24 protein-coding genes and 2 pseudogenes are annotated in these 21,115 nt (G+C 63.5%); 20 read left to right on the top strand and 6 right to left on the bottom strand.

Annotated elements, in window-relative coordinates:
* Positions 1-487: 487 nt before the first annotated feature.
* Positions 488-643: a nuclear transport factor 2 family protein gene (locus tag RHA1_RS48390; protein WP_148228552.1), complete on the bottom strand. Its 156-nt coding sequence runs from the start codon at positions 641-643 to the stop codon at positions 488-490.
* Positions 644-985: 342 nt separating this feature from the next.
* On the opposite strand from RHA1_RS48390, the gene RHA1_RS42400 reads away from it, so the two are divergent.
* The 8 genes from RHA1_RS42400 (at position 986) to RHA1_RS42370 (ending at position 7,312) form a co-directional block, all read left to right on the top strand.
* Positions 986-2,029, top strand: a complete 1,044-nt coding sequence (locus RHA1_RS42400) for a phosphotransferase family protein (protein ID WP_011600186.1) — start codon at positions 986-988, stop codon at positions 2,027-2,029.
* A complete protein-coding gene (locus RHA1_RS42395) occupies positions 2,026-2,670 on the top strand; it encodes an acyl-CoA-like ligand-binding transcription factor (RefSeq protein WP_011600185.1) in 645 nt (214 codons plus the stop codon). The genes RHA1_RS42400 and RHA1_RS42395 overlap by 4 nt, the downstream gene beginning before the upstream one ends.
* Positions 2,667-3,425: an SDR family NAD(P)-dependent oxidoreductase gene (locus RHA1_RS42390; RefSeq protein ID WP_011600184.1), complete on the top strand. Its 759-nt coding sequence runs from the start codon at positions 2,667-2,669 to the stop codon at positions 3,423-3,425. The genes RHA1_RS42395 and RHA1_RS42390 overlap by 4 nt, the downstream gene beginning before the upstream one ends.
* 35 nt (positions 3,426-3,460) lie before the next feature.
* Complete coding sequence (locus RHA1_RS42385; RefSeq protein ID WP_011600183.1) at positions 3,461-4,699, top strand: acyl-CoA dehydrogenase family protein; 1,239 nt, start codon at positions 3,461-3,463, stop codon at positions 4,697-4,699.
* Between the two features lie 4 nt (positions 4,700-4,703).
* Positions 4,704-5,543: an SDR family NAD(P)-dependent oxidoreductase gene (locus RHA1_RS42380; protein ID WP_011600182.1), complete on the top strand. Its 840-nt coding sequence runs from the start codon at positions 4,704-4,706 to the stop codon at positions 5,541-5,543.
* A 34-nt stretch (positions 5,544-5,577) separates the two neighbouring features.
* Positions 5,578-6,021, top strand: coding sequence for a nuclear transport factor 2 family protein (locus RHA1_RS42375; protein ID WP_237727108.1), 444 nt, complete (start codon positions 5,578-5,580; stop codon positions 6,019-6,021).
* Between the two features lie 407 nt (positions 6,022-6,428).
* Positions 6,429-6,659 carry a hypothetical protein gene (locus RHA1_RS48385; protein ID WP_148228550.1) on the top strand — a complete coding sequence of 77 codons (231 nt, stop codon included), beginning with the start codon at positions 6,429-6,431 and terminating at the stop codon, positions 6,657-6,659.
* A gap of 107 nt (positions 6,660-6,766) precedes the next feature.
* The gene (locus RHA1_RS42370; protein WP_011600179.1) at positions 6,767-7,312 is read left to right on the top strand and encodes a DoxX family protein; all 546 of its coding nucleotides are present in this window, start codon (positions 6,767-6,769) and stop codon (positions 7,310-7,312) included.
* A gap of 3 nt (positions 7,313-7,315) precedes the next feature.
* Here RHA1_RS42370 and RHA1_RS53920 read toward each other — a convergent pair.
* Positions 7,316-7,624 (bottom strand): annotated as a pseudogene (locus RHA1_RS53920) (transposase); the annotation flags it as partial.
* Complete coding sequence (locus tag RHA1_RS49145; protein ID WP_423816310.1) at positions 7,558-8,160, bottom strand: IS5 family transposase; 603 nt, start codon at positions 8,158-8,160, stop codon at positions 7,558-7,560. The gene RHA1_RS49145 and the pseudogene RHA1_RS53920, both read right to left, overlap by 67 nt.
* Between RHA1_RS49145 and RHA1_RS53915 the strand changes: the two genes are divergently transcribed.
* Positions 8,047-8,370 (top strand): diguanylate cyclase domain-containing protein, encoded by a 324-nt coding sequence (locus tag RHA1_RS53915; protein WP_423816309.1) that lies wholly within the window; start codon positions 8,047-8,049, stop codon positions 8,368-8,370. The two genes, RHA1_RS49145 and RHA1_RS53915, sit on opposite strands and share 114 nt — an antisense overlap.
* Before the next feature lie 379 nt (positions 8,371-8,749).
* On the opposite strand, the gene folE is transcribed toward RHA1_RS53915, so the two are convergent.
* The 3 genes from folE to RHA1_RS53910 form a co-directional block, all read right to left on the bottom strand.
* Positions 8,750-9,361, bottom strand: coding sequence for a GTP cyclohydrolase I FolE (gene folE / locus RHA1_RS42355; RefSeq protein WP_011600175.1), 612 nt, complete (start codon positions 9,359-9,361; stop codon positions 8,750-8,752).
* Positions 9,362-10,142: 781 nt separating this feature from the next.
* Positions 10,143-10,451, bottom strand: coding sequence for an MFS transporter (locus tag RHA1_RS42350; RefSeq protein WP_011600174.1), 309 nt, complete (start codon positions 10,449-10,451; stop codon positions 10,143-10,145).
* Between the two features lie 519 nt (positions 10,452-10,970).
* On the bottom strand, positions 10,971-11,363 hold the full coding sequence (locus tag RHA1_RS53910; protein WP_011600172.1) for a transposase family protein: 393 nt from the start codon (positions 11,361-11,363) through the stop codon (positions 10,971-10,973).
* A gap of 395 nt (positions 11,364-11,758) precedes the next feature.
* Between RHA1_RS53910 and RHA1_RS42340 the strand changes: the two genes are divergently transcribed.
* The 11 genes and pseudogenes from RHA1_RS42340 (at position 11,759) to RHA1_RS42295 (ending at position 20,839) form a co-directional block, all read left to right on the top strand.
* On the top strand, positions 11,759-13,192 hold the full coding sequence (locus RHA1_RS42340) for an MFS transporter (RefSeq protein ID WP_011600171.1): 1,434 nt from the start codon (positions 11,759-11,761) through the stop codon (positions 13,190-13,192).
* Between the two features lie 161 nt (positions 13,193-13,353).
* A pseudogene (locus tag RHA1_RS52720) lies at positions 13,354-13,587 on the top strand (GntR family transcriptional regulator); the annotation flags it as partial.
* A gap of 69 nt (positions 13,588-13,656) precedes the next feature.
* A complete protein-coding gene (locus RHA1_RS42335; RefSeq protein ID WP_237727121.1) occupies positions 13,657-14,772 on the top strand; it encodes a FadR/GntR family transcriptional regulator in 1,116 nt (371 codons plus the stop codon).
* Positions 14,769-15,953: a thiolase C-terminal domain-containing protein gene (locus tag RHA1_RS42330; RefSeq protein WP_011600169.1), complete on the top strand. Its 1,185-nt coding sequence runs from the start codon at positions 14,769-14,771 to the stop codon at positions 15,951-15,953. Before RHA1_RS42335 ends, RHA1_RS42330 begins: the two co-directional genes overlap by 4 nt.
* A 112-nt stretch (positions 15,954-16,065) precedes the next feature.
* A complete protein-coding gene (locus RHA1_RS42325; protein ID WP_050787666.1) occupies positions 16,066-16,644 on the top strand; it encodes an NUDIX hydrolase in 579 nt (192 codons plus the stop codon).
* Positions 16,625-17,539 carry an alpha/beta fold hydrolase gene (locus RHA1_RS42320; RefSeq protein WP_050787665.1) on the top strand — a complete coding sequence of 305 codons (915 nt, stop codon included), beginning with the start codon at positions 16,625-16,627 and terminating at the stop codon, positions 17,537-17,539. Before RHA1_RS42325 ends, RHA1_RS42320 begins: the two co-directional genes overlap by 20 nt.
* A 115-nt stretch (positions 17,540-17,654) precedes the next feature.
* The gene (locus tag RHA1_RS42315; protein WP_011600166.1) at positions 17,655-18,008 is read left to right on the top strand and encodes a TetR/AcrR family transcriptional regulator; all 354 of its coding nucleotides are present in this window, start codon (positions 17,655-17,657) and stop codon (positions 18,006-18,008) included.
* 364 nt (positions 18,009-18,372) lie between these two features.
* Positions 18,373-19,497, top strand: a complete 1,125-nt coding sequence (locus RHA1_RS42310) for an amidohydrolase family protein (RefSeq protein WP_011600165.1) — start codon at positions 18,373-18,375, stop codon at positions 19,495-19,497.
* Positions 19,498-19,517: 20 nt separating this feature from the next.
* Positions 19,518-19,766, top strand: a complete 249-nt coding sequence (locus RHA1_RS42305; protein WP_050787664.1) for a hypothetical protein — start codon at positions 19,518-19,520, stop codon at positions 19,764-19,766.
* The gene (locus tag RHA1_RS42300) at positions 19,763-20,386 is read left to right on the top strand and encodes a PaaI family thioesterase (protein WP_050787663.1); all 624 of its coding nucleotides are present in this window, start codon (positions 19,763-19,765) and stop codon (positions 20,384-20,386) included. The genes RHA1_RS42305 and RHA1_RS42300 overlap by 4 nt, the downstream gene beginning before the upstream one ends.
* Before the next feature lie 15 nt (positions 20,387-20,401).
* Positions 20,402-20,839, top strand: coding sequence for a Zn-ribbon domain-containing OB-fold protein (locus RHA1_RS42295; RefSeq protein ID WP_011600163.1), 438 nt, complete (start codon positions 20,402-20,404; stop codon positions 20,837-20,839).
* Positions 20,840-21,115: the final 276 nt, after the last annotated feature.

Raw genomic sequence — 21,115 nt, 5'->3', positions numbered from 1 at the left:
CGCGATTCATGCACAGGAGTGAGCATGAACGTCACTGACTCCAGGTTATCCCTCACTGCAACGTCAAAGCGCGTTATCGCGAACGGATCGGCACCTGGCTCCCGCGGCCGGTAAGGAACCGGGCGTCCAGTCTCGGTTAGGAACCGGGCGTCCAGTCTTTGCCTGCGCCTAAACCGGCGCAGCTATGGCTGAGCGAGTCCGCGGGTCGAACGTCGACAGTCGAGCCGCTATGCACACACTGTTGTTTGTGTGCGACCGGTTGATCGGCACGGTGTGCAGCGTAGTGCTTGGCCTCGTACTCGACGGCGGGATGCGCCAAGGCGGTGCATCAACCGGGCGGTGTTGTACCAGTACACCCACGCCGAGGTGGCCTTCTCGACGTCGCTGACGGTGCGCACCGGCCCGGTACGGAACGGGCGGGGGGTCATCAGCGGGAGGCGACAAAGACGATTGCGAGACTGATGGTCGACGCGATTACCTGTTTCACTCATGAACGAGTGTGTCCCGATGCAATGTCGAACACGGCGTCCTCCGTGAAGACCTCGGCCAACCCGGGCCAGTCCTTCGCATCGATCAGGTCGCTGTAGTGAGTGGCCAACTCGTGTAAGGCGAGCCGGTCCGCGACTTCGATGGTCTCGCTCACAACTGCCCAGTGCCGAGGACCGCGTGAGCGCAGCGGTCAGCGCGACCGCAGTGGTCGCGAGGAGACCGTGGCAGAAGGTCGCTGGGTGACGGGCGGGAAGGGACGAGTCGCATTACTCGTTCTCCTCGGTTCTCGGGGGCGTGGAACTAGCGACGCCTATACGACACGTGGAGGAACGACAGTCACGTAGAGGAGGAACCAACATCTACTGAGTACACCATCGATCCAGTAAACCCAAAATGCATAACCATGATTCGCTCGGCAAGCGAGACTCAATGAGAAATCCGGCTCCTATTAAAAACACTATTGACACACTCTGCCACCTCAACGCAAAGTGATGATGTGACCGATTCCCTTGCGCAGTCCGTGACTGTTGATTCCGAACGTTTGACCGAGTGGGTCGGCGATCGCCTGCCCGGTGCCGGTCTGCTCGAGCTCACCCGGATCGGGGAGGGAGTCGGCGTAGCCAACGCCCTCTTCGTGGTCAGCCGTGGAGGCGAGCGGTGGGTGCTGCGGCGCCCACCGAACGTGGTGAATACACCCGGCGCCTCGGACATCAGCCGGGAGTGGCGACTTCTTTCGGCCCTCGAGGGCACCCCGGTTCCTCACCCGACGCCGATCCTGCTCTGCGAGGACACCGAGGTGATCGGCGCTCCGTTCTTGGTCATGTCCGAGGTCGACGGTTTCACGCCGGTCGGGACCCTCCCCGCGCCCTACAACGACCCCCAGGCTCGTCGTTCGCTTGCCTTCGCGATGGTGGACGCGATCGCCGATCTTTCCGTGGTCGAGTGGCAGACCCGAGGGCTCGAGGGCCTCGGCAGGCCGGAGGGGTTCCTCGAGCGGCAGGTTAGGCGCTGGAACCGGCAGCTCGACAGCTACCGCCAGCGCGAGGTCCCTCATATCGCTGAGCTCTCGGCCTGGCTGGAGGACAACCGGCCCGAAATGGGCGCACCAGGCATCATGCACGGCGATTACAGCCCCTTCAACGTGATGGCCTCACGCACCCGCCCCGAACGGCTCGCCGCCGTAATCGATTGGGACACTGGAACGATCGGTGACCCGTTGCTGGACATCGGCCACCTCCTCGCACGCTGGGGTGAGCCGGGTGAGGAGCCGGCCCTCGAACGCCCGGATCTGCTGCCGCGCGAGGGCCTGCCCACGAGAGCCGAATTGGCAGCCCGGTATGTGGAGCGATCCGGTCGGGATCTGTCCGCACTGGCCTACTACGAGGTTCTGTCGTTGTTCAAGCTGGCGGTCATCCTGGAGGGCGGGGTGCGCCGCGCCCGGTCGAACGGCGACGAGGCGGGCGCCGAGGGATGGATCCGTATCAACGACCGGCTCCTGCGGATCGCACTCGAGATCGCGTCGGGAAAGCGCCGACCGTGAGTCTGTCGGAGGCCACCGGAACAGCAGCGGCCGACCGTTTCCAGCGGCGCCGGGCAAACGCTGCACGCGCGGTCGAACAGGCGGCCCTCCGTTTGTTCACCCAGCACGGGTTCGACGCCGTCTCGGTGGAGGACATCGCCACTGCCGCCGCTATCTCCCCCCGCACGTTCTTCCGGTACTTCGACAGCAAGGACGACGTGTTGCTCGGCTACCAGCGCCGGCTGGACACGCGGCTGGCCGACGCGCTGCGGGACCGGCCTCCTTCCGAGGGAGCGGTGACAGCGCTGCGGGCCGCCTTCGTCGCCACGTCCACCACTCCAGCGGAGGAACGCGTCGAGCTGCTTCAGCGGTTCCGCGCGATCGCCGCCTCGCCGAGCGTTCAGGCCCGTTCCCGCGGAGAGCACGCGGCGATGACCGCGTTGGTCGTCCCGCTTGTTGCCGAACGGATGGGTGTGGACCCGCAGGACCCGCGCCCACGGGTCATCGCCGCCGCGCTGGGTGCGATCGCACTGTCTGCATGGGACTCCTGGGTTGCAGGGGCCGGCACCGACGACCCGGCCGACATCATTGCCGCTCATCTCGACCTCGTCGTCGCGCGCTTCGCCGACCTCGACCAGCCGTCCGCGAAAGGACCGAAATGAAGGATCTGTTCGACCTGACAGGAAAGGTCGCCCTGGTGACCGGTGGAAGCCGGGGTATCGGGCGGACTATTGCCGGCGCGTTCGCCGAGGCGGGTGCCGATGTCGTGATCGCAAGTCGGAAGGCGGATGCCTGCGTCCTGGCCGCAAAGGAGATCTCCGAGGCGACGGGGCGGCGCGCCCTCGGTCTGGGCTGCCACGTCGGCAAGTGGGACGACTGCGATGCCCTGATCTCCCGCGTCTACGACGAGTTCGGTCGCTGCGACGTTCTCGTCAACAACGCCGGCATGTCCCCGAAGTACCACGACCTCGCGTCGATCACCGAGGACTACTACGACAAGGTCTCGTCGGTGAACCTGAAGGGCCCGTTCCGGCTGAGCGCTGCGATCGGGACCCGGATGGCCGCGGGTGAGGGCGGCAGCATCATCAACGTCTCGACAATTGGGTCCACCCGGCCGGGGGCGAACGAGCTCGTCTACGCCTGCGCGAAGGCCGGTCTCAACGCCCTGACGATCGGCACCGCCGAGGCGTTCGGCCCGACCGTCCGGGCGAACGCGATCCTCCCCGGCTCCGTCATGACCGACATCTCCCATGCATGGACCCCCGAGTTCATCGAGATGGTCAGCGACGTACCCGCCGGCAGACCGGGACAGCCCGAGGACTTCATCGGAACCGCACTGTGGCTCGCCACGGCGGCCTCCGCCTTCGTCACCGGGGCGATAATCCGCGTCGACGGTGGCGCTTTCCGCCAGATGTAGACACGATTCCAAACGTAAGCGAGAGGACACTACTAATGATCGACTTCGAACTACCGGACGACGCCAAGGCCGTCCGTGAGAAGACCGCCACCTTCATCGACACCCACGTGCTGCCCGCCGAGTCCCAAATCGGGACCCGGCCGTATTTCGACATCGTCGCCGAGCTGCAGGCCAAAGCCCGTGCCGAAGGTCTGTGGTGTCCGTTCGTGCCAAAGGAGTGGGGTGGCATGGGCTTGGGCCCCGTGGCCAACGCCGCCGTCCAGATCGAGGTCGGCCGCTCGTTCTCCTACCTGGGAGCTTGGGCCATGAACTGCATGGGTCCGCAGGACGCGACGATGTTCACGCTGATGTCGCACGGCACCGACGAGCAGAAGGAGCGCTATCTCAAACCGCTCGTCGACGGCAAGATTCGCATTTGCTTCTCGATGACCGAGCGCGCCGCGGGTGCGGACGCTACCGGCATGCAGACCACTGCAGTTCGCGACGGCGACGAGTGGGTGCTGAACGGCGAGAAATGGTTCTCCTCCAGCGCTTCGATCTCCCAGCTTGCGCTGGTCATGGCGCGAACGGACCCTGACGCCCCGCGGCACAAGCAGTTCTCGACGTTCCTCGTCGAGCTGCCCAATCCGGGCTACCAGATCGTCCGCAACATCCCGGTACTGGGCGAGGTCGGCGAAATCGCCTATGAGAACGAGGTCACCGTCGGGCATGCCGAGGTGAAGATCGACAACCTTCGAGTCCCCGCAGAAAACCTGCTCGGCGGGGTCGGCGAGGGCTTTTCGATGGGCCAACACCGCCTGGGCTATGGGCGGCTGCGGCACGGCATGTGGTCGATAGCCAAGGCACAGGCCGCGCTGGACATGGCGACGGACTACGCACTCAACCGCAGCACCTTCGGCAGTCCGGTCGCGGATCGTCAGGGCATCCAGTGGATGCTCGCCGACGCGGCCTCCGAACTCTACATCTCTCGGCTGATGATCATGCACATCGCCTACAAGATGGAGAAGGGACTCGATATCCAGCAAGAGAACTCCATCGCCAAGAACTACATCGCCCACATGCTCCACAACGTGGTCGACACCGCGATGCAGATCCACGGCTCCCTGGGCTTCACGCATGACACCCCGCTGGCCGCGTGGTACGCCGAGGCCCGCGGACAACGTCTGGTCGACGGCCCGGACGAGGTTCACCGCTGGAAGATCGGACGCAACCTGATCAAGGCATACCGCGAGACCGGGAGCACCGCCCCGGCTTCCGGCGGCGACCTGATCTGATCCCATGGACCTCACCGGAACCTCCGTCGTCGTCACGGGCGGCGGGAATGGCATCGGCCTCGCTCTGGCTCGGCGCTTCGCCCAAGCCGGAGCGCGGGGCATCGTCGTTGCCGACCTCAACGCAGGATGGGCCGAGAGCGCGGCCGATCTCCTACTTGCGAACGGCACTCCCGCGGTCGGGCTCGCCTGCGACGTCGGCGACCCTGATGCCATCGGCAGGCTCGTCAGCACCGCCGAAGAGGCACACGGCCCGATCGATGTCTTCTGCTCCAATGCCGGCTACAGCGACCCGGCGCCCGGCACCCTGGACGAGTCCGTCCCCGCCGACGCCTGGCGACGGATCGTGGATGTCAACCTGCTGGCCCACGTCTGGGCCGCCGAGCGGGTCGTCCCCGGGATGGCGGAACGCGGCAAGGGCTATCTGCTGCAAACCATCTCCTCCGCCGCGCTGATAACCGGTCCGTCTGCACCCGGCTACACCCTCTCCAAACACGGGGCGCTCGGCTTCGCCGAGTGGGTCACGCTCAACTACGGGCACCGAGGTGTCCGGGTCTCCTGCCTGTGCCCCAACGCCGTCTACACCGGAATGTTCGGCCGCGCACCAGACGACGAGGACACGGACACGACCATAGACGTACCGGGACTGGGTGAGGTACTCACCCCGGAGAGCGTGGCAGACACGACAGTCACCGCGATGGAGGGCGCCGAGCCCTTCCTCGTCCTGCCGCATGAGCGAGTCGCCGCGTCATTCCTGCGGAAGGCCACCGACTACGACGGATGGATCGCCCGCACCCGAAGCCGACTCGTCGGAACGAATGACGGCAACGGAACGGGCGCGTTGTGACTCGACATCCATCCCTGATCGCCGAGGAAACATCGTGCCCGAACCGTTCCTGACCGCTCCGATGACCGACGAGCAGCGCAAGGCCGTCGCCCTCGCGTACTTCACGCGGATGGACTCAGGGCGAGACTTCGTGAAGCTGTTCGCCGACAACGCGTACGTGTGCTTCCCCAAACACAAGCCCGCGCACGGCATCAAGCACATCCAGGATCTGTTCTCCGACATCGCCGTGCGGATCGCCCGGATGGCCCATCACGCGCCGTACTTCAATTGGGTCGTCGCAGGGGACGTGGTGGTGGTCGAAGGGTTCACCTCGGGTGTGCTGGTGGACGGAACGTCGTGGCAGGGGGCCTACGACCTCGGTGGACGGTTCTGCAACGTCTTCGAGATCCGCGACGGCCTCATCCAGCGGCTGAACGTGTACCTCGACCCCGACTACACGACCGCGGACCGGGAGCGCTACCCCTGGCTCGACGCCTGAGCAACGAAGCGCCGATGGTGTCCACCCCAGCAGTTCAGGTGGGGTGGACACCATCGGCTCTCTCTTCACTGTGCCTGCTCTCCGGCGGTTACGCAGATCCGGGGCGCGGTTGGCCGGTCTGCCACCGCCAGGTTGCACCGGTGACGCTGTGTCGTCTGGAAATGACGCCCCCAGCGACGCAACGCCGAAGAGCATCGCGAACCCGGACTCCGACTTTCAACCTATCGGGGTTGTCGCCGGTGGTGGCAACCATGTGTCCGGCGATCCCGCGCGAGCAGCTTCGGTGCGAGTACTTACAACCAGCGGGTTGATCGGGCAAGGTCGGTAATCCCGTGGGGCAATTCGAGGAAACGACACGCCATCCGGACCGCGGACCACCTTATTCCAAAGACATAGGAGTCTTTTCGATGAACACCGTCATCGACAAATTCTTCACCACCCCGATGTCATGGCTTCTGGGCGTGCCGGTCGTCTTGCTGGACCGCATGCTGGCGCCGGGCTTGCCTGAACTACGCCGCTATGCAGCCCCGCCTAAAAGCGGGCCTCACGGGCCGTCCGTTCATATATGGCGAACAATTGGCAGCGGCCGGGACACACGAGCATTGGAGATCCTGACCGGAGAACGCGTCAGGAAATAATTAGATGACGCCTGATCGGTGGAGGAGCTAGACGCGAACTGACTGGCAGACAACTGCGGAAATATGCAACCGTGCGCTTTCGCACGAACTGAAAAGGGTTACCTCATATGACATACTGGCGAGCGAAATGCGGCGATGGCCGTAGAACTGGGCGTGATTTATCTGCGCTATTGCTTCGCGGCGCAATCGGCGGAACTATGATCGTCCACGGGGTGAAGCACGGGCGTTCCCTTCAGGGGACCGCGGGCTGGTTTGGGTCTATTGGCTTTCGACGGCCGAAACTCCAGGCTCAGGCTAGCGCCGTTGTAGAGATTGGGTCTGGTTCGCTTCTTCTGGCGGGCGCTGCGACGCCGCTCGCCGCGGCCGCTGTAGTCGGCACGATGGTTGTTGCGGCCCGCTCCGTCCACGTTCCCAATGGATTCTTCATCACGGCGGAGGGCTGGGAATACGTCAGCAACCTCGGCGCTGCTGCGGTCGCGTTGGCTGCCATCGGTCCAGGCCGATTCAGCGTGGACCGAATCGCCGGATTAGACAAGAGATTCATAGGCCCCAAAGGCGCGGCTCTGACGGCAAGCCTTGGGCTCGTTGGTGCCGCAACCCAGCTGGCGGTATTCTGGCGCGACCCAGCGTCCGGCGCCAACGCAGACCTCTGAGTACTAACAGGGCATGTCTCCCAAAAATTTGAGCCACTCGACGATGCCTGTGAGCATGAATCCGGCGCGGTAGGTGAGGGCGAGTTTGTCGTAGCGGGTGGCCACGGTGCGCCGCTGTTTCGCCTTGTTGAAGGCCCGTTCGACCACATTGCGGCCCTTGTAGGACTCCGGGTCGAAGTTTGGTGGCCGCCCGCCCGCGCCGCCCTTGTTCACCCGGTTCGATGCCTGATCGGTCTTCTCAAGGATCACCGCCTTGATGCCCTTGCTGCGCAGTAGTTCCCGGTTGGCCCGTGATGAGTACGCCTTGTCGGCCCAGACCTCGTCGGGGCGCGTGCGGACGCTCCGCCGGCGAGCCGCGGGACGCTGATGCCGTCGAGGAGTGGGCCGAACATCGGACTGTCACCTGCTTGACCTGGGCCGATCAGCACCGACAGGGGGCGCCCGTGACCGTCACACGCCACGTGCTCCTTGCTGGTCAACCCGCCCCTCGACCGGCCGATGCCGTGATCGGCAGGCTCGTCACGCAGGTTCGTGCAATTCGGTAGATCCCCCTGTGTGGCGGGCGGCGTTCGCACCGTGCTGATGGACACGGACGACCGTGGAATCGACCGATACCGCCCAGTCCAGGTTCCCGCCGGCGTCGGCCATCGCACCAGCGCCGTCAGCACCCGATCCCATGCTCCCTCTCCGGCGGAACGGCGATGCCGCTTCCACACCGTCTTCCACGGTCCGAAATGCGACGGGAGATGTCGCCACGGCAACCCGGTCCGCAGTCGATACAGCATCCCCTCGACCACCACACGATTGTTCCGGGACTTCCGCCCCAGGAGCCCATCGGAAATGGGCAACAGCAGCGCGAGCAACTCCCACTGTGTCCGTCAACACCGACCGCACCGGCGTCCTTAACCGGTCCGTCCTGTTCGAGCGAATCGGGCGGGTCTCAAGCGACCTCTCGACACCGGCCGGAATTGTTGTTTATCGACGTGGACAATTTCAAGACGATCAACGACACCAACGGGCAGATCATAGGTGAATTGATGCTATGCACTACCACGTAACGTATTGTCGCCAAGTACGATTCGATCACGGTAATCGGTGGTGACGAGTTCGTGGTCGCACTGTTCCGGCACACCGAGCTCGGAAGCCCCACTCCTGCAACCGATATTGCCGAGCGCATGCAGCGTTCGTGGATATCTCCTATCCGTGCCGACGCCGCCCTCCGCCGTTCGAAGAACGCTAGCTGAGCATCCCGACCGGTTACCGAAATCGACCACTAGCAGGTACCCCCGGTTCGGGGGTCTGTGACTGCATGAGGCCGCAGATTCCACCGCGTCAGTTCCGCGCGTTCGGTATTTGAGCGGTATGGAAACCTGACCGACCACGCCTACCGCCGCCCTGACGGGTGCCCGGGGTCAATGCACTTGAGGTGCAGCACGATCATTTGCGAAGGATGAGATCCAACGCCTCGGCCCGTGACGCAGCACTCGACTGCAGCAAGCCACGGACCGCCGACGTGGTCGTGCTGGCACCGGGTTTGCGAATGCCACGCATCGCCATGCAAAGATGCTCGGCTTCGACGACGACGATGGCACCGCGCGGATCGAGCTTGCGCATGACCGCGTCGGCGATCTGGCTGGTCAGACGCTCCTGGACTTGTGGGCGCTTGGCGTACAGGTCGACGACGCGCGCCAGCTTGGACAGGCCGGTGACCTTGCCCGACTTGCCGGGGATGTATCCGACGTGGGCGACGCCGTGGAAGGACACCAGGTGGTGCTCACAGGTCGAGAACATCGGAATGTCCCGTACCAGCACGAGTTCCTGGTGGCCTTCGTCGAACGTGGTGTTGAGGACGGAGTCGGGATCGGTGTAGAGCCCGCCGAAGATCTCCTTGTACGCGCGCGCGACGCGTGCCGGGGTGTCGACGAGGCCGGGTCGATCCGGATCCTCGCCGACGGCCGCCAGCAGCTCACGTACTGCAGCCTCTGCCCTGGGTTGGTCGAACGTGCGCCCCGTCTGCACCGCGACGACGACGTCGTTCACCACGGTCACACCGTCTTTGCCAGTATGCTTCAATAACACCAAGATCGAACCTTCGTCGGGTCGGGAAGGCTGGTCCCGAACGGTCTTAGCCAAGCTAACGTCCGACCGGAAGCGGAGAACGAGTTAGCTGTATTTCTCGCCCCTCTCTGGGTACTGAGTGCGCGGGCGGCCGGCGGCGTCGTACACGACTGGGACAACCACACCGACACCGCTCCAGATGGAGGAAGGGAGCGTCTGCCGAACTCCCTGCCCGACGCGATCGCACGTCAGCTACAACCAGCAGCGCAACAATTCTGCTCGCAGCTGCAAAGCTGGGTTCGAGTATCGAGTGCGCAGCGTCGACACATTGAGTGGCGTCACTTTTCATTGCTTCAGCAACATACTTCATGTGCGGTAGCTGAAATAGTGCCCTGTTGAGATGCCCCTCTTGAAACGATGCGCGTAACGGATCTCGGTTTCATCGCCATCAGGTGGTCGAGGCCACGTATTCGCCTCCGGGTGGCCTACTTCCTCCGTCCACAGATTTGAAAGCGGTGCGGTGAGCCGACGGATTGCGTTACATGGCACAGTCGGTTACTACATCGTTCGGCTTATGCCATGCGCCGACGTGCTCGAGCGACAGCGAGAGGCGATCCCGGGGCCGCCCTCGTCAAGTCCTGCGTAGACGCTGCAGATGTCGAGAGAACGTCGGTGTCACTCGGTAGCAGGTTTGCATGTATCACACTCGCGATGTTCTCTGCCCTGCGACATGAAAGAGACGACACTGATAACCGGATCGCGAACTTCATTCCTAGCTCACGAAAGTAGTGTCCCCCGCAGAATTCTCGGAAGTGTCCACCGTCTGTGACAGGCGGGCGAGTCTCCTCGTTTTGTAGATGGCCAGCGGAACGAGTAGCGCCGCAACGGCCAGCCAGGCAATCAAAATGTACCAACCCACGATGGCGTATCCAAGCGTAGAGATCACGGTAGCCACCGTAAACGGAACGATCAGGTTGGACAGACGACCGGAACCAAAGGCCACGCCGCTGCCAGTTGTGCGGAGATTGCTCGGAAAGCTTTCCGCCATCACGGTATTCAAAATGGGCGCAAAACATCCCAACAGTAAAGTATGACCGAATCCGCCAATGGCAGAAGGTCACACCCGTTGGCTGCGATTATTGAAAGACCTGTGTGCTTAGGGTCCTCAATCGCCAGTATTCGGTGGACATAATGATGCGGCGTTCGAGCCGGCAGTGGCCTCGTCCGGCAATCGACCTCGACGCCGGAATGTTCGTCCACGGCAGTGCCTTCAGTCGCTTCAGCGGTTTCGGATGATTCGCATTCACGGTGAACGCGTAATGGCCGCCGCGGCCGACGATGTATTCGGCGGTACCCCGTTGGCAGTGCAGGGCGTCGGCGGCGGATGACGGTGTCGGCGAACTCTAGGGGGGTCGAGCAGGAGCGGAATCTCGTTGATCCTCGCACCCACCGCCACCTGCCTGAGCACCACACCCGCGTCGTGATCGACCGCGGCCAGCAGGTGCGTGAGATGACCCGAGCCGTCTTTCGCTCCGCGCCAGGTCTTTCCCATCGACGGCGATGATCCTCCTGCCGTCGACCACGGTGCGCACCCACACATCTACATACCGAGCACCTGGTCGAGGGCGGTCGCGTCGACGCCTGCCAGAAAGCGGCGACTCGTCGATTCGCTCGGGACGACAGCAGAAACCCCGAGTCCGCCCAGCGCCTCGGCGGGTGCGTCGTGGGCCCATTCGGCGATCGCGATGAACGAGCGGGCACCGGCACAGGTTGCGGACAGAGCGGGCGCGAGGATCACCGAGAAACGATGCCGGACCCCACGCCGGTGACGGGGATCGGGCACCTCGTCAGTAGGCCGAGGATCCCGCTGTCGGCGACTGGTGACGCGCCGAGAAACGGTCCGCTCTCGCGGACGGTGACGGGCATGGGAGATGATGGGTCCGCGGGCACGGCTCGTTCCTGGTGGTGGTACTTGTGTAGGAACATGAATCATCGCCGCAGCTAGCGTGCCCGCCCTCGATTACGGGCTCAACGGCGTGTCGCATCCCCCAAAACAGCAGCTCAGAACTCATCTCTCATGACTTTGCCGAGCCCCTGGTGGGGGCAGTACCGTCCATTACCAGGTAGGAACTCCTGAAGTCAGCAATTGGCACGGAATGATTGGGATCCCGATTCGACAAATATGGGAGCCTGTTTAGATATTGCGCTAGGTGTAAATATTGTTGTGTCTTGAGCCCACTACCGCGGTAGGAGATCGCAGATGCGCCCGGTGATCGGAGACATTTGGAATAGAACTCAGGCGATCAAGGGCCTGAGCCGAGCCAACGGCGGCACCGGTTCGACCTCCAAAAGCGAGCCACTACACTTCATTCGAAGTGATCGGCCGCAGTGATCCAGTCCGAGGCCGCAGAGAGATCACCGCTGGCTCGTGGCGTTAGGCCTTCCCCGCCATCCCAAGTCGCACCGCTCGCTGCGCTCGCACTCGCGGGACTGTGCACATCCTTTATGCATACGCTCGTCATTCCCATTCAGAACGATCTGCCTGCACTTCTTCACGCCCCACGTAGTGACACCGCATGGGTGCTGACCATCACCCTGCTGGTTTCTGCCGTGTCGACTCCTATTGCTGGCCGCTTGGGCGACCTGTACGGAAAACGCCGGGTGATGTCGATACTGCTCCTACTGCTGGTTGCCGGTTCGGTGGTCGCAGCCATGACGTCCAGTGTCTGGGTTCTTGTGTTCGGCCGCGGCCTTCAGGGCGCCGGAGTGGGCGTGATCCCCCTGAGCATCTCTCTCTTACGCGATATTTTGCCTGTGAAACAACTGGGGTCTGCTGTGGGGCTGATCAGTGCGACGTTGGGTGTCGGAGGGGCCGTTGCACTGCCGCTCAGTGCACTAGTAGTCCAGTATGCGGAATGGCACCTGCTGTTCTGGATGGCAGCTGCTCTGGGCCTGTGTTGCATAGCAGCGCTATGGCGCTTCGTGCCACGTGACGAGGTTCAGCGAAGTGGCCGTCTGGACATTGTTGGCGCCTTCGTTCTGAGTACCGTCATCACAACCGTGCTCCTATTGATCTCGCACGGAGACCAGTGGGGATGGACGTCACCTTTTACGATCATCTGCGCGGCAATAGCTGCCATCTCAGCGCTGATGGGCGGATGGTACGAATTACGCAGAACTGACCCAGTCGTTGACCTGCGGGTAAGTGCTAAGCGGCCTGTCTTGTTCACGAACCTGGCATCTCTAGGACTTGGGTTCACGATGTTCGCGGCAAGCGTGATGTTTCCCCAATTTCTGCAGCAACCGCTTGAAGTCGGAGGCGGTGGACTCTCGCTGATGTCTTCGAGCTTGGTCGTCATGCCGTCAGGATTGGCGATGCTGGCCATGTCATTGGCAGCCGGCCGATTGGAACGAATACTGCGACCACAGACGCTGCTCATCGCGGCGGCACTAACCATGACAGTCGGTTACTCGACACTGTGGCTGCTTGGGTCGGTTCAAGTATGGCAAATTTTGGTGGTCAACCTCTTGGTGGGGTTGGGAATCGGAATTGGTTTCGCAGCTATGCCTCTGCTGATCATGAATTCTGTGCCGGTCAAGCAAAGTGGAGCGGCCAATGGACTAAACACACTCATGCGCTCGTTGGGTACCGCATCCGCATCGGCAGTAATCGCTGCGCTACTCGCAACGTCGGCGTCGAGAGGAGAGATTGACAAGGATCTTTTCCAGCGAGGATTTATGATCGCAGCGGTGGCGGGTTGTGCCAGCGCGATATGCGCGGCATGGATCTCGTCATCCCGGCCGCACAAACGACTGTCGTAGTTTCTGTGCTGCGCATGGCTGCGGTCGCCGCTGTAGATGAAGTTGAGGTTTCGGGGCGGCCGCCCAGTTCGCTCGAAAATCCGGGATGTCACGGCTGGTGGCGTGGCGTAGGCGGGTGTTAGTGTACTCAATAGTACGCGATGAAACGAGGTGCCAGGTAGATGCGGAAACAGGTGCCTCATGTACCGAAAGACTTGGCAGATATCCGCCCAGCCAAGCATCCTGAGGTTAAGCTAGCCAAGGTTCTGGCTCAGCGCCTCGAGGCCGACATTGCGAGGGCCGGTTGGCCAGTCGGGGAGATTTTTGCGTCAGAAGACGGACTTCGAAGCCGCTACGGCGTTAGTCGTGCCGCACTCCGAGAAGCCATCCGGTTGCTCGAACACCGAGGCTTTGTCCGCACACGCCGGAGTGCTCCCGGTGGTCTCGTCGTGCAGGCCCCAGACGCGAGACCGGTGTCTCGCGCCATGGCTGTGTACCTTGAGTTCGTCGGTGCAACAGTAGACGATCTGCTCAGGGCACGCGTGCTACTTGAACCGGTCGCCGCACGGGTGGCTTCGCAGCACCTGACTGAGGACGGAATCGATTATCTCCGCGGATGTTTGACCCGTGAACAGGCGAACGAAGGATTCGAACCAACTGGCCGCGAACGGCTCCACGTCGTGTTGGGGAATCTTTGCGGAAACACCGCCCTCACCCTGTTCGTGGACGTCCTAGTGGAACTCACTACCAGCTACGCGAGAGTGCCGACGCTGCCCGCCGATCCCAAGCTGCAGGAACTCAAGTCGGAGTCTGATCACGCGCACGGAGCAATCGTCGATGCTGTCGTCTCTGGAAATCACATCCTCGCTCATCACCGGACAGTTCGGCACCTACGTGCCGTGCACGCCTGGCTCATGTCCGCGAAGCAGTCACCTATCGATCGAGGCTCGTCAGCATCGGCACCACTCCCTCCGACAGCCAAGCTCGCGGAGACGGTTGCGGACCGCTTGATGACGGAGATCGCCGCCAGCGGCATAGGTGCTGGGGAGATCTTCGGATCCGAGCGGGAGCTCCAAGCGCGCTCGGACGTCAGCCGCGCCGTCTTCCGCGAGGCGGTCCGCCTCCTCGAACATCATCACGTCGCGCGGATGCGGCGCGGTCCGCATGGTGGCTTGGTGATTACCGACCCCAACCCGGCGGCGAGTGTGGAGGCGGCGGTCACCTACCTGAGGTACCAAGGTGCTTCCGCACATGATCTACAGCACGTACGCGAGGTCATCGAGCTCGGTGCGTTGAGCACCGTTGCGGCGCGCCTGCACGAGCCAAAATTGCGCGGGCTTCTAGAGGTCGCGTCGGACTCTTTCTCGGAGACGGTCTCCGACGACTTGCCGACGTTGTTTGTCCGTCTCGCGGACAACCCGATCCTCCTCTTATTCACTCAAATCCTGTTGGCTGCTGAGAGTCCCGACTTCGAGCACTCCGTCATGGATCGCGAGACCCGCGACGCATACGCCGCGGTACTCGCAGCATTGCTCGACGGGGACTCCGCGCGTGCACAGCACCGACTGAACCGGCATCTCCGCCGTACCCATCAATCGTGACCAAAGGAGTCAAGACCTTGTACAACCCCACGAAGGACAAGGTGGCGATCGTCGGGATCGGTACCACCCCGCACGTCCGAGATGCTCGAAGTACCGCCTGTAGCCTCGCGCTGCGGGCTTGCAGGGACGCCGTGCGAGATGCGGGTCTGACTGCATCCGATGTCGATGGGGTCATCGGATCCACTCAAGTCCCGGTGCACGACGTTGTGGCTGGTCTCGGACTGAACGACATTGGGTGGTGGGTCGATACACCGATACCGTTCACCTTTCATATAGCCGAAGCGGTCAACGCGATTCATTCCGGGGCGGCGGAGGTCGTGCTGGCCTATCACGCAACCACCCGCGCTCCGGGCACGTCCCGGTCGGCTGCCACTGATCCCATCCGTGCCAGGGCGGGCCTCGGCTCAAACCGTCCGGGTCATACGCCGGACACGCTGGCGGGCTCCCCTGGGTACGCCGCCTGGGCCTCGCGGTATCTTCACGAGTACGGCGTCACGCGGGACGGCTTCGGACTCATTGCAATCAACAGCCGCTCGAACGCGGCCCGCAATCCTGATGCCGCCTTGCAGAGTCCCTTGACGATGGATGATTACCTGGCTGCGCGCATGATTCGAGAACCGTTGTGCATCCTGGATATGGACTACCCGGTGGATGCTGCGGATGCTCTCGTGCTGACCACTGCCGAGCGAGCCGCGGACCTTCCGCACCCGGCGGTACTCGTGCACGCCGTGACCAGTGGTATGTCTCCTCGTCCAGACGAAGATCAGCAGATCGACCTCGCGCACACCGGTCAGCAGATCGTTGCCGATCGTCTGTGGCGTACTAGCGATGTCAAGTTGAGTGATGTAGACGTTGTGTTCCCCTACGACGGATTTTCCGTCCTTGCGCTGCGGTGGCTCGAGGTGCTCGGGTACTGCGGTGACGGTGAGGGTCGCGCATTTCTTGAAGCGAATTGGGATCAGGCCCAGAACCGGATCCTCATCGAAGGGCGCGTACCGGTCAACACTCACGGGGGCAGCCTGTCGGCCGGGGGGACCCAGGGCTCCGGTCATGTCCGTGAGGCTGTAGTTCAACTCCAAGGGCGAGCAGGCCTACGCCAAGTGCCGGACGCGTCTGCGGCGCTCGTGACGCCTGGTGGGTTTTTCTACAATTCGGGAGGGATGGTGCTTGTTCGTGACTGAGCAGCAGCGCATTCTTACACCCTGGCATGGTTCAGAGGGTGGGCGATCTTTCCACCGCGCCCCCATTGCTGCCGGCTGGTATGACGCGGTCGACGAAGGGTGGTGGCCCTCGGTGTCGGACGTGCGAGCAGGTTGTCTGCGCCTGCCTTCCGGAAAGTCCGCGAGGCCCATCGCGCCGAACAGCGTTCTGTCCGCTGTCCTGATCTTCGTCTTCAACGAGGCTGGGGAGCCCCACGTCGCCCTCATCGAGCGCTCCCACCGGTCCCCGAACAATCCAGGCGAGCTCGCCTTCCCGGGTGGGATCTTGCATCCACGGGAATCCGCGCTGACGGCGGCGCTGCGCGAGACCGAGGAAGAGGTCGGCGTCAAGAGTTCGGACATCGAGGTCCTCGCCTCACTCGACGAGATAGCCACACCATCAGGATTCCTCGTCCGTCCGTATATCGGCTTGGTGACGGGTCGCCCCGACTTCCTCATCGACCCAACCGAGGTAGAGCGGGTGGTCACGGTGTCACTGGCAGAGCTCGCCCTGCCGAGCGTACATCGCCAGCTCCCATTCCCTGGAACGGGTGTGCTGCTCAACCACTTCGACGTCGGCGAGCTGAATGCCTGGGGAATGACCGGCGACCTCCTCGCCCAGCTCCTGACCATCGCTGCCGACGGTCGACGGGGTGACGACCGTGTCGCCTGAGCCGATCGGCACCGAGGACGAGTTCGCCCTTCTCACCGAGAACGCCATCGAGCTCGGCCTTGCAGCCGACGCGGTGCCGCCCGTCCGACGGGTAGACACGCATGTCGAAGGGCGCGTCGTCAGCGCACTGCTCTGGGGAGACAAGTCCCCGCAGATCGTGTTCCTTCACGGCGGCGGGCAGAACGCGCACACCTGGGACAGCGTTCTGCTCCACCTCAACGTCCCGGCGCTTGCGATCGACCTGCCTGGACACGGGTACTCCAGTTGGCGGGACGACCGCGACTACATGGCATGGACCGCCGCGGAGGCGGTCGTCCCTGTCCTGCGTCGGTGGGCACCCGACGCCCGGACGGTCGTCGGAATGTCCCTGGGCGGCTTGACAACTGTTCGACTTACTGCGCTGGTGCCCGAATTCGTGCGGCGGGCGGTCGTCGTCGACGTCACGCCGTCAGTGCATCTGCGCCACCGGCGGATGACCCAAGCCCAGCGCGGCACCACGGCACTGATCAACGGCGCTCGCACGTTCCCCGACCGCGAGGACATGGTTCGCCAAGCCATCGCGGCCGCACCGCAGCGCTCCCCCGCGGCGCTGAGGCGAGGCGTGCGGCACAACAGCAGGCCCTCGGCCGGCGGCGGCTTCGAGTGGCGGTACGACGTGCTGAGCGAGGGGCCATCCGACTCGTCGGCACTGTGGGAAGACGTGAGCGCGTCCTCGGCGCGGTTCACGCTGGTACGAGGAGGCGATTCCGTCTTCGTGTCCGACGACGACACGGCGGAGTTCCTGCGCCGCAGCGCCTCCACCGTTGTGCTGACGGTGCCAGAAGCAGGTCACTCGGTCCAGAGCGACCGCCCGCGCGAGCTCGCCGAGATCGTGCGGGGCGTTCTCGAGACCTAACCCGACAGCTTTCGGCTTCGGGTCGCCGAGACCGGAGGCGCTACGCTCGCTCCAAGCGCGGACAGGCGTGTGATCTCCAGCCATAAGGGATAAATAAGGCAGGGAGCTCAACCGCGTGACGGCCCGGGACAACAGACCTGATGGACGGGAGGCCGAACGGGCCAAGATCGTCGAGGCGGCTTATCGGCTCCTCGCCGTCGACGGCGCGTCAGCATCTGTCACCGACATCCTCGCGCAAGCCGGCCTCGGTACGCGGGCCTTCCACCGACTCTTCGACTCGAAGGACGAACTGCTGCTGACCATGTTCCGCAGCGACGGGGACTGCGCGCTGGGTGACTTGGAGGTGGACGCCGCGCTGGCCCCGGACGGCCGGATTGCATTGCACGGCTGGATCAGCGCTCTGCGCGCGTCGCCGCAGATCCCAAACGGCGCCCCCGCGTGTTTATCTTGCTTTCCGACGAAGTCATGAGGGCGCAGGGAGACTCGAAAGAGCGTGAGCACTACGACGCACGGCAAGAGACGGGCCTGAAGTTTCTGCTCGACCGCGGTCGTCGCGACGGATCGTTGCCGCGGGCCGACACCGCCGACGCTCAGTGGGTACGCGCGCTCATGGACCGTGGCTTCGAACAGTCCATTGCCCTCCCAGAAGGAGCGGATGTCTCGCACCTCCTCGCTTGTCTGATTGGCTTCATTGACCGGGCGCTTTGTAAACAGGCCCCTGATTTTGAGGTCCTGTCTGTTGACAGTACGTGTGTGGGCACCGACACTGAAAATGATAATTTTCACTCTGCGTCCATCGAGCCGAGGCGCGGACCACAACATCGGAGGACGGCATGGGAAAGATCTGGGCGAACTCGGGAGACTCTCATTTCTTGGAGCCCGAGACCCTGTGGCGGGACAACCTGCCCAAGCGGCTCGCAGACCTGACACCCCGCTCGGTCAAGGACGCCGACGGTGAGTGGGAAACCGTGCACATCGACGGCATGGCGTTCCGCCGCAAACTCCCGACCAGCGCCGCGATGAAATTCATGGAAGCGACTGTCCGTGCCCCCGGCGCGGGCAACGTCGAACTACGTATGAAAGACCTCGATGAAGAGGGTGTCTGGGGCGAGGTGGTCTTCCCTTCGTTGGGGATGTGGAGCAGTTCGTTCCGTACCCCCGAAGTCCTCCGCGAGTGCACGCGAGTCAGCAACGACTGGGCCTACGAGACGCTCGAGAAGTATTCACCCCGCCTGGTCACCACCGCACAAGTGTCGACCCTCGACGTCGGCGACGCCGTGGCTGAGCTCGAACGCTGCGCCGAAATCGGCTACCGCGCGGTCTACCTCCCCGTTCAGCCGCACCCACTGCAGCAGGACTGGAACAGGGACGTATGGGAGCCGTTCTGGGCTGCAGCCGAGGCCGCGAACATGGTCCTTGCATTCCATATCGGCAGTGACCCCATCGACCTGGCCAAGGGCGCGGCGGCAGGAGTGGTCTACCGCGGCCCCGGGGGTGCGGTGCTGAACTACACCGAGACCACATTCGGCGGCCAGCGAGCAGTCATGAAGCTCGTCGCAGCAGGTGTGCTCGACCGACACCCGAACTTGAAGGTGCTGGTTTCCGAGGGCGGCGCGACCTGGGTCCCGTTCATCGCCGACCGGATGATCGAGGGCTACCGCCAACACTCCATGGCCGTGCGCCCGAAGCTGAAGCGGGACATCAAAGAAACCATCTACACCCAGGTCTACGCATCCTTCCAGCACGACGCCTCGGCGGTCGCCGTCGCCCAGCACATGGGCTACAACAACGTCATGTGGGGAAGCGACTACCCCCACATGGAGGGCACCTACGGCCACACCCAGCAGACCCTGCACGACCTGTTCAACGGCGTCGACCCGGCCGTGAAGCAGAGGGTGACGATCGGCGCGTTCCAGGAACTCTTCCCACAGGTGCCGCCGGTCCCGACCGCGGCCTGAGCCCGAGCGGAACAAACACGATGAATGACGAGACCATCCTTTACGAGGCCCCAATCGAGATCATGGCCGAGGCAGCGGCGCTGAGCGGCGAGTGCGCCGCCCAGTCCGTGATCCCATTCGGCGCGGACGGACGCTATCGGTGTGCCTGTACCTGCGAGCGGTGGGAGGTTGAGGCGGAGAGCCTGGAGACCGGCCTGGAAGCGGCGCGCAGGCACACAGGCGCCATCGCCCCCGTACCTTCGGCGAACGGCCGGATGGGCGTGCAGTGACCACTGAGGAGACCACTGCGGCGCGGGCGAATTGGTGGATGAGCCGGCAGGCCCCCGCAGCGCCTGTCGGCTACCCCGATCTCATGAAGGCGCTTCGCAGCGTCCAGGACCGGATCTCTGAATCCGTGCCCGACGCAGGGCTCGTCGCCGACGTGACCCATCTGCTGCGAGAGATCGTGTGCCTCCTCGAGCCCTCGGTGGAGGAGAACGAGTGGCTGCGGCTCAGCGGAACGCTCGACGAGCTACCCGGCCGTGGCCAGGCCTTCATCCCCGCCATCGAGTACGACAGGCTTGAGGATGGCCGCGTTGCTGGCCGCGTCGAGTTCAGCAGCTTCCACCTCGGCGGTAACGGGGCGGCCCACGGCGGTGCCATCCCGCTGTTGTTCGACGACGTACTCGGCCGCATGGTCAATCACGACCAGACATCTGTGGCCCGAACGGCCAATCTGTCCGTCGACTACCGCAACGTGACCCCCGTCGGACGAGACCTCGAGGTGCAGGCCTGGATCGAACGTGAAGAGGGCCGCAAGACCTACGCTCGTGGTGAACTCTGGGACGGACAGGTCTTGTGCGCCGAAGCTCGCGGACTGTTCGTGACTCTGCAACCCGGTCAACCCTGAGTAGAAGGTGACCTCATGACGACACCAAGCGACCAAGACATTCTCGAAGCGTTCCCGTTGGACCCGATCGATCACGACAACAAGGAAATTTATCGTGGCAGGCTACAGAAACGCCTGCTTGTCAACCGCTGCGGGGAATGCAAATCCTGGTCGCAGCCCCCTCGCGGAATCTGCCCCGTCTGTTGGTCGGATGCTGTGGAGGCCACCGAGGTCAGCGGACGAGGCACCATCTACCTCACGATGCTGCTTCACCAGGGCCCACCCGCGCCAGGCGTGGATTACAGCGAACCGCATCCGGTCGTGACCGTGGAACTCGACGAACAGCCCGGACTGCGAGTGACCACGACAATAGTCGGTCTGCCTGTCGATCAGGTCCAGATCGGGATGAAGGTCGAATTGACTTGGATCGACCGCGGCGGAGAGCCGACCCCGGCCTTCCGGGCGATTGAGTAGTCGAAGTAGTACATCCCTCGCGCCGAGAGCTCGTGACGAGGCTCAGCAAAAATTGGACCTGGCACGAATTTCGTGAGTGCTATGGGGCGCTTAGCTATCCGGCGTGTATGACGCGTTTGCGGAGCAGATCCAAGTTCGACCGGCCGTACATCTGGCGTTTGAGCATTTCGAAAGATACGTGGAATCTGGCCGTGGGGATGATCATGTCTCCTCGGTTGACCACGGAACTGAGGAGATGGCTTGCGCGGCACGGTGGTGTTGGAGGAGAAGTGGCCG

The organism is Rhodococcus jostii RHA1 (assembly GCF_000014565.1).
Taxonomy (GTDB): Bacteria; Actinomycetota; Actinomycetes; order Mycobacteriales; family Mycobacteriaceae; genus Rhodococcus_F; species Rhodococcus_F jostii_A.
This window is presented reverse-complemented; position numbering and strand designations above follow the sequence as displayed.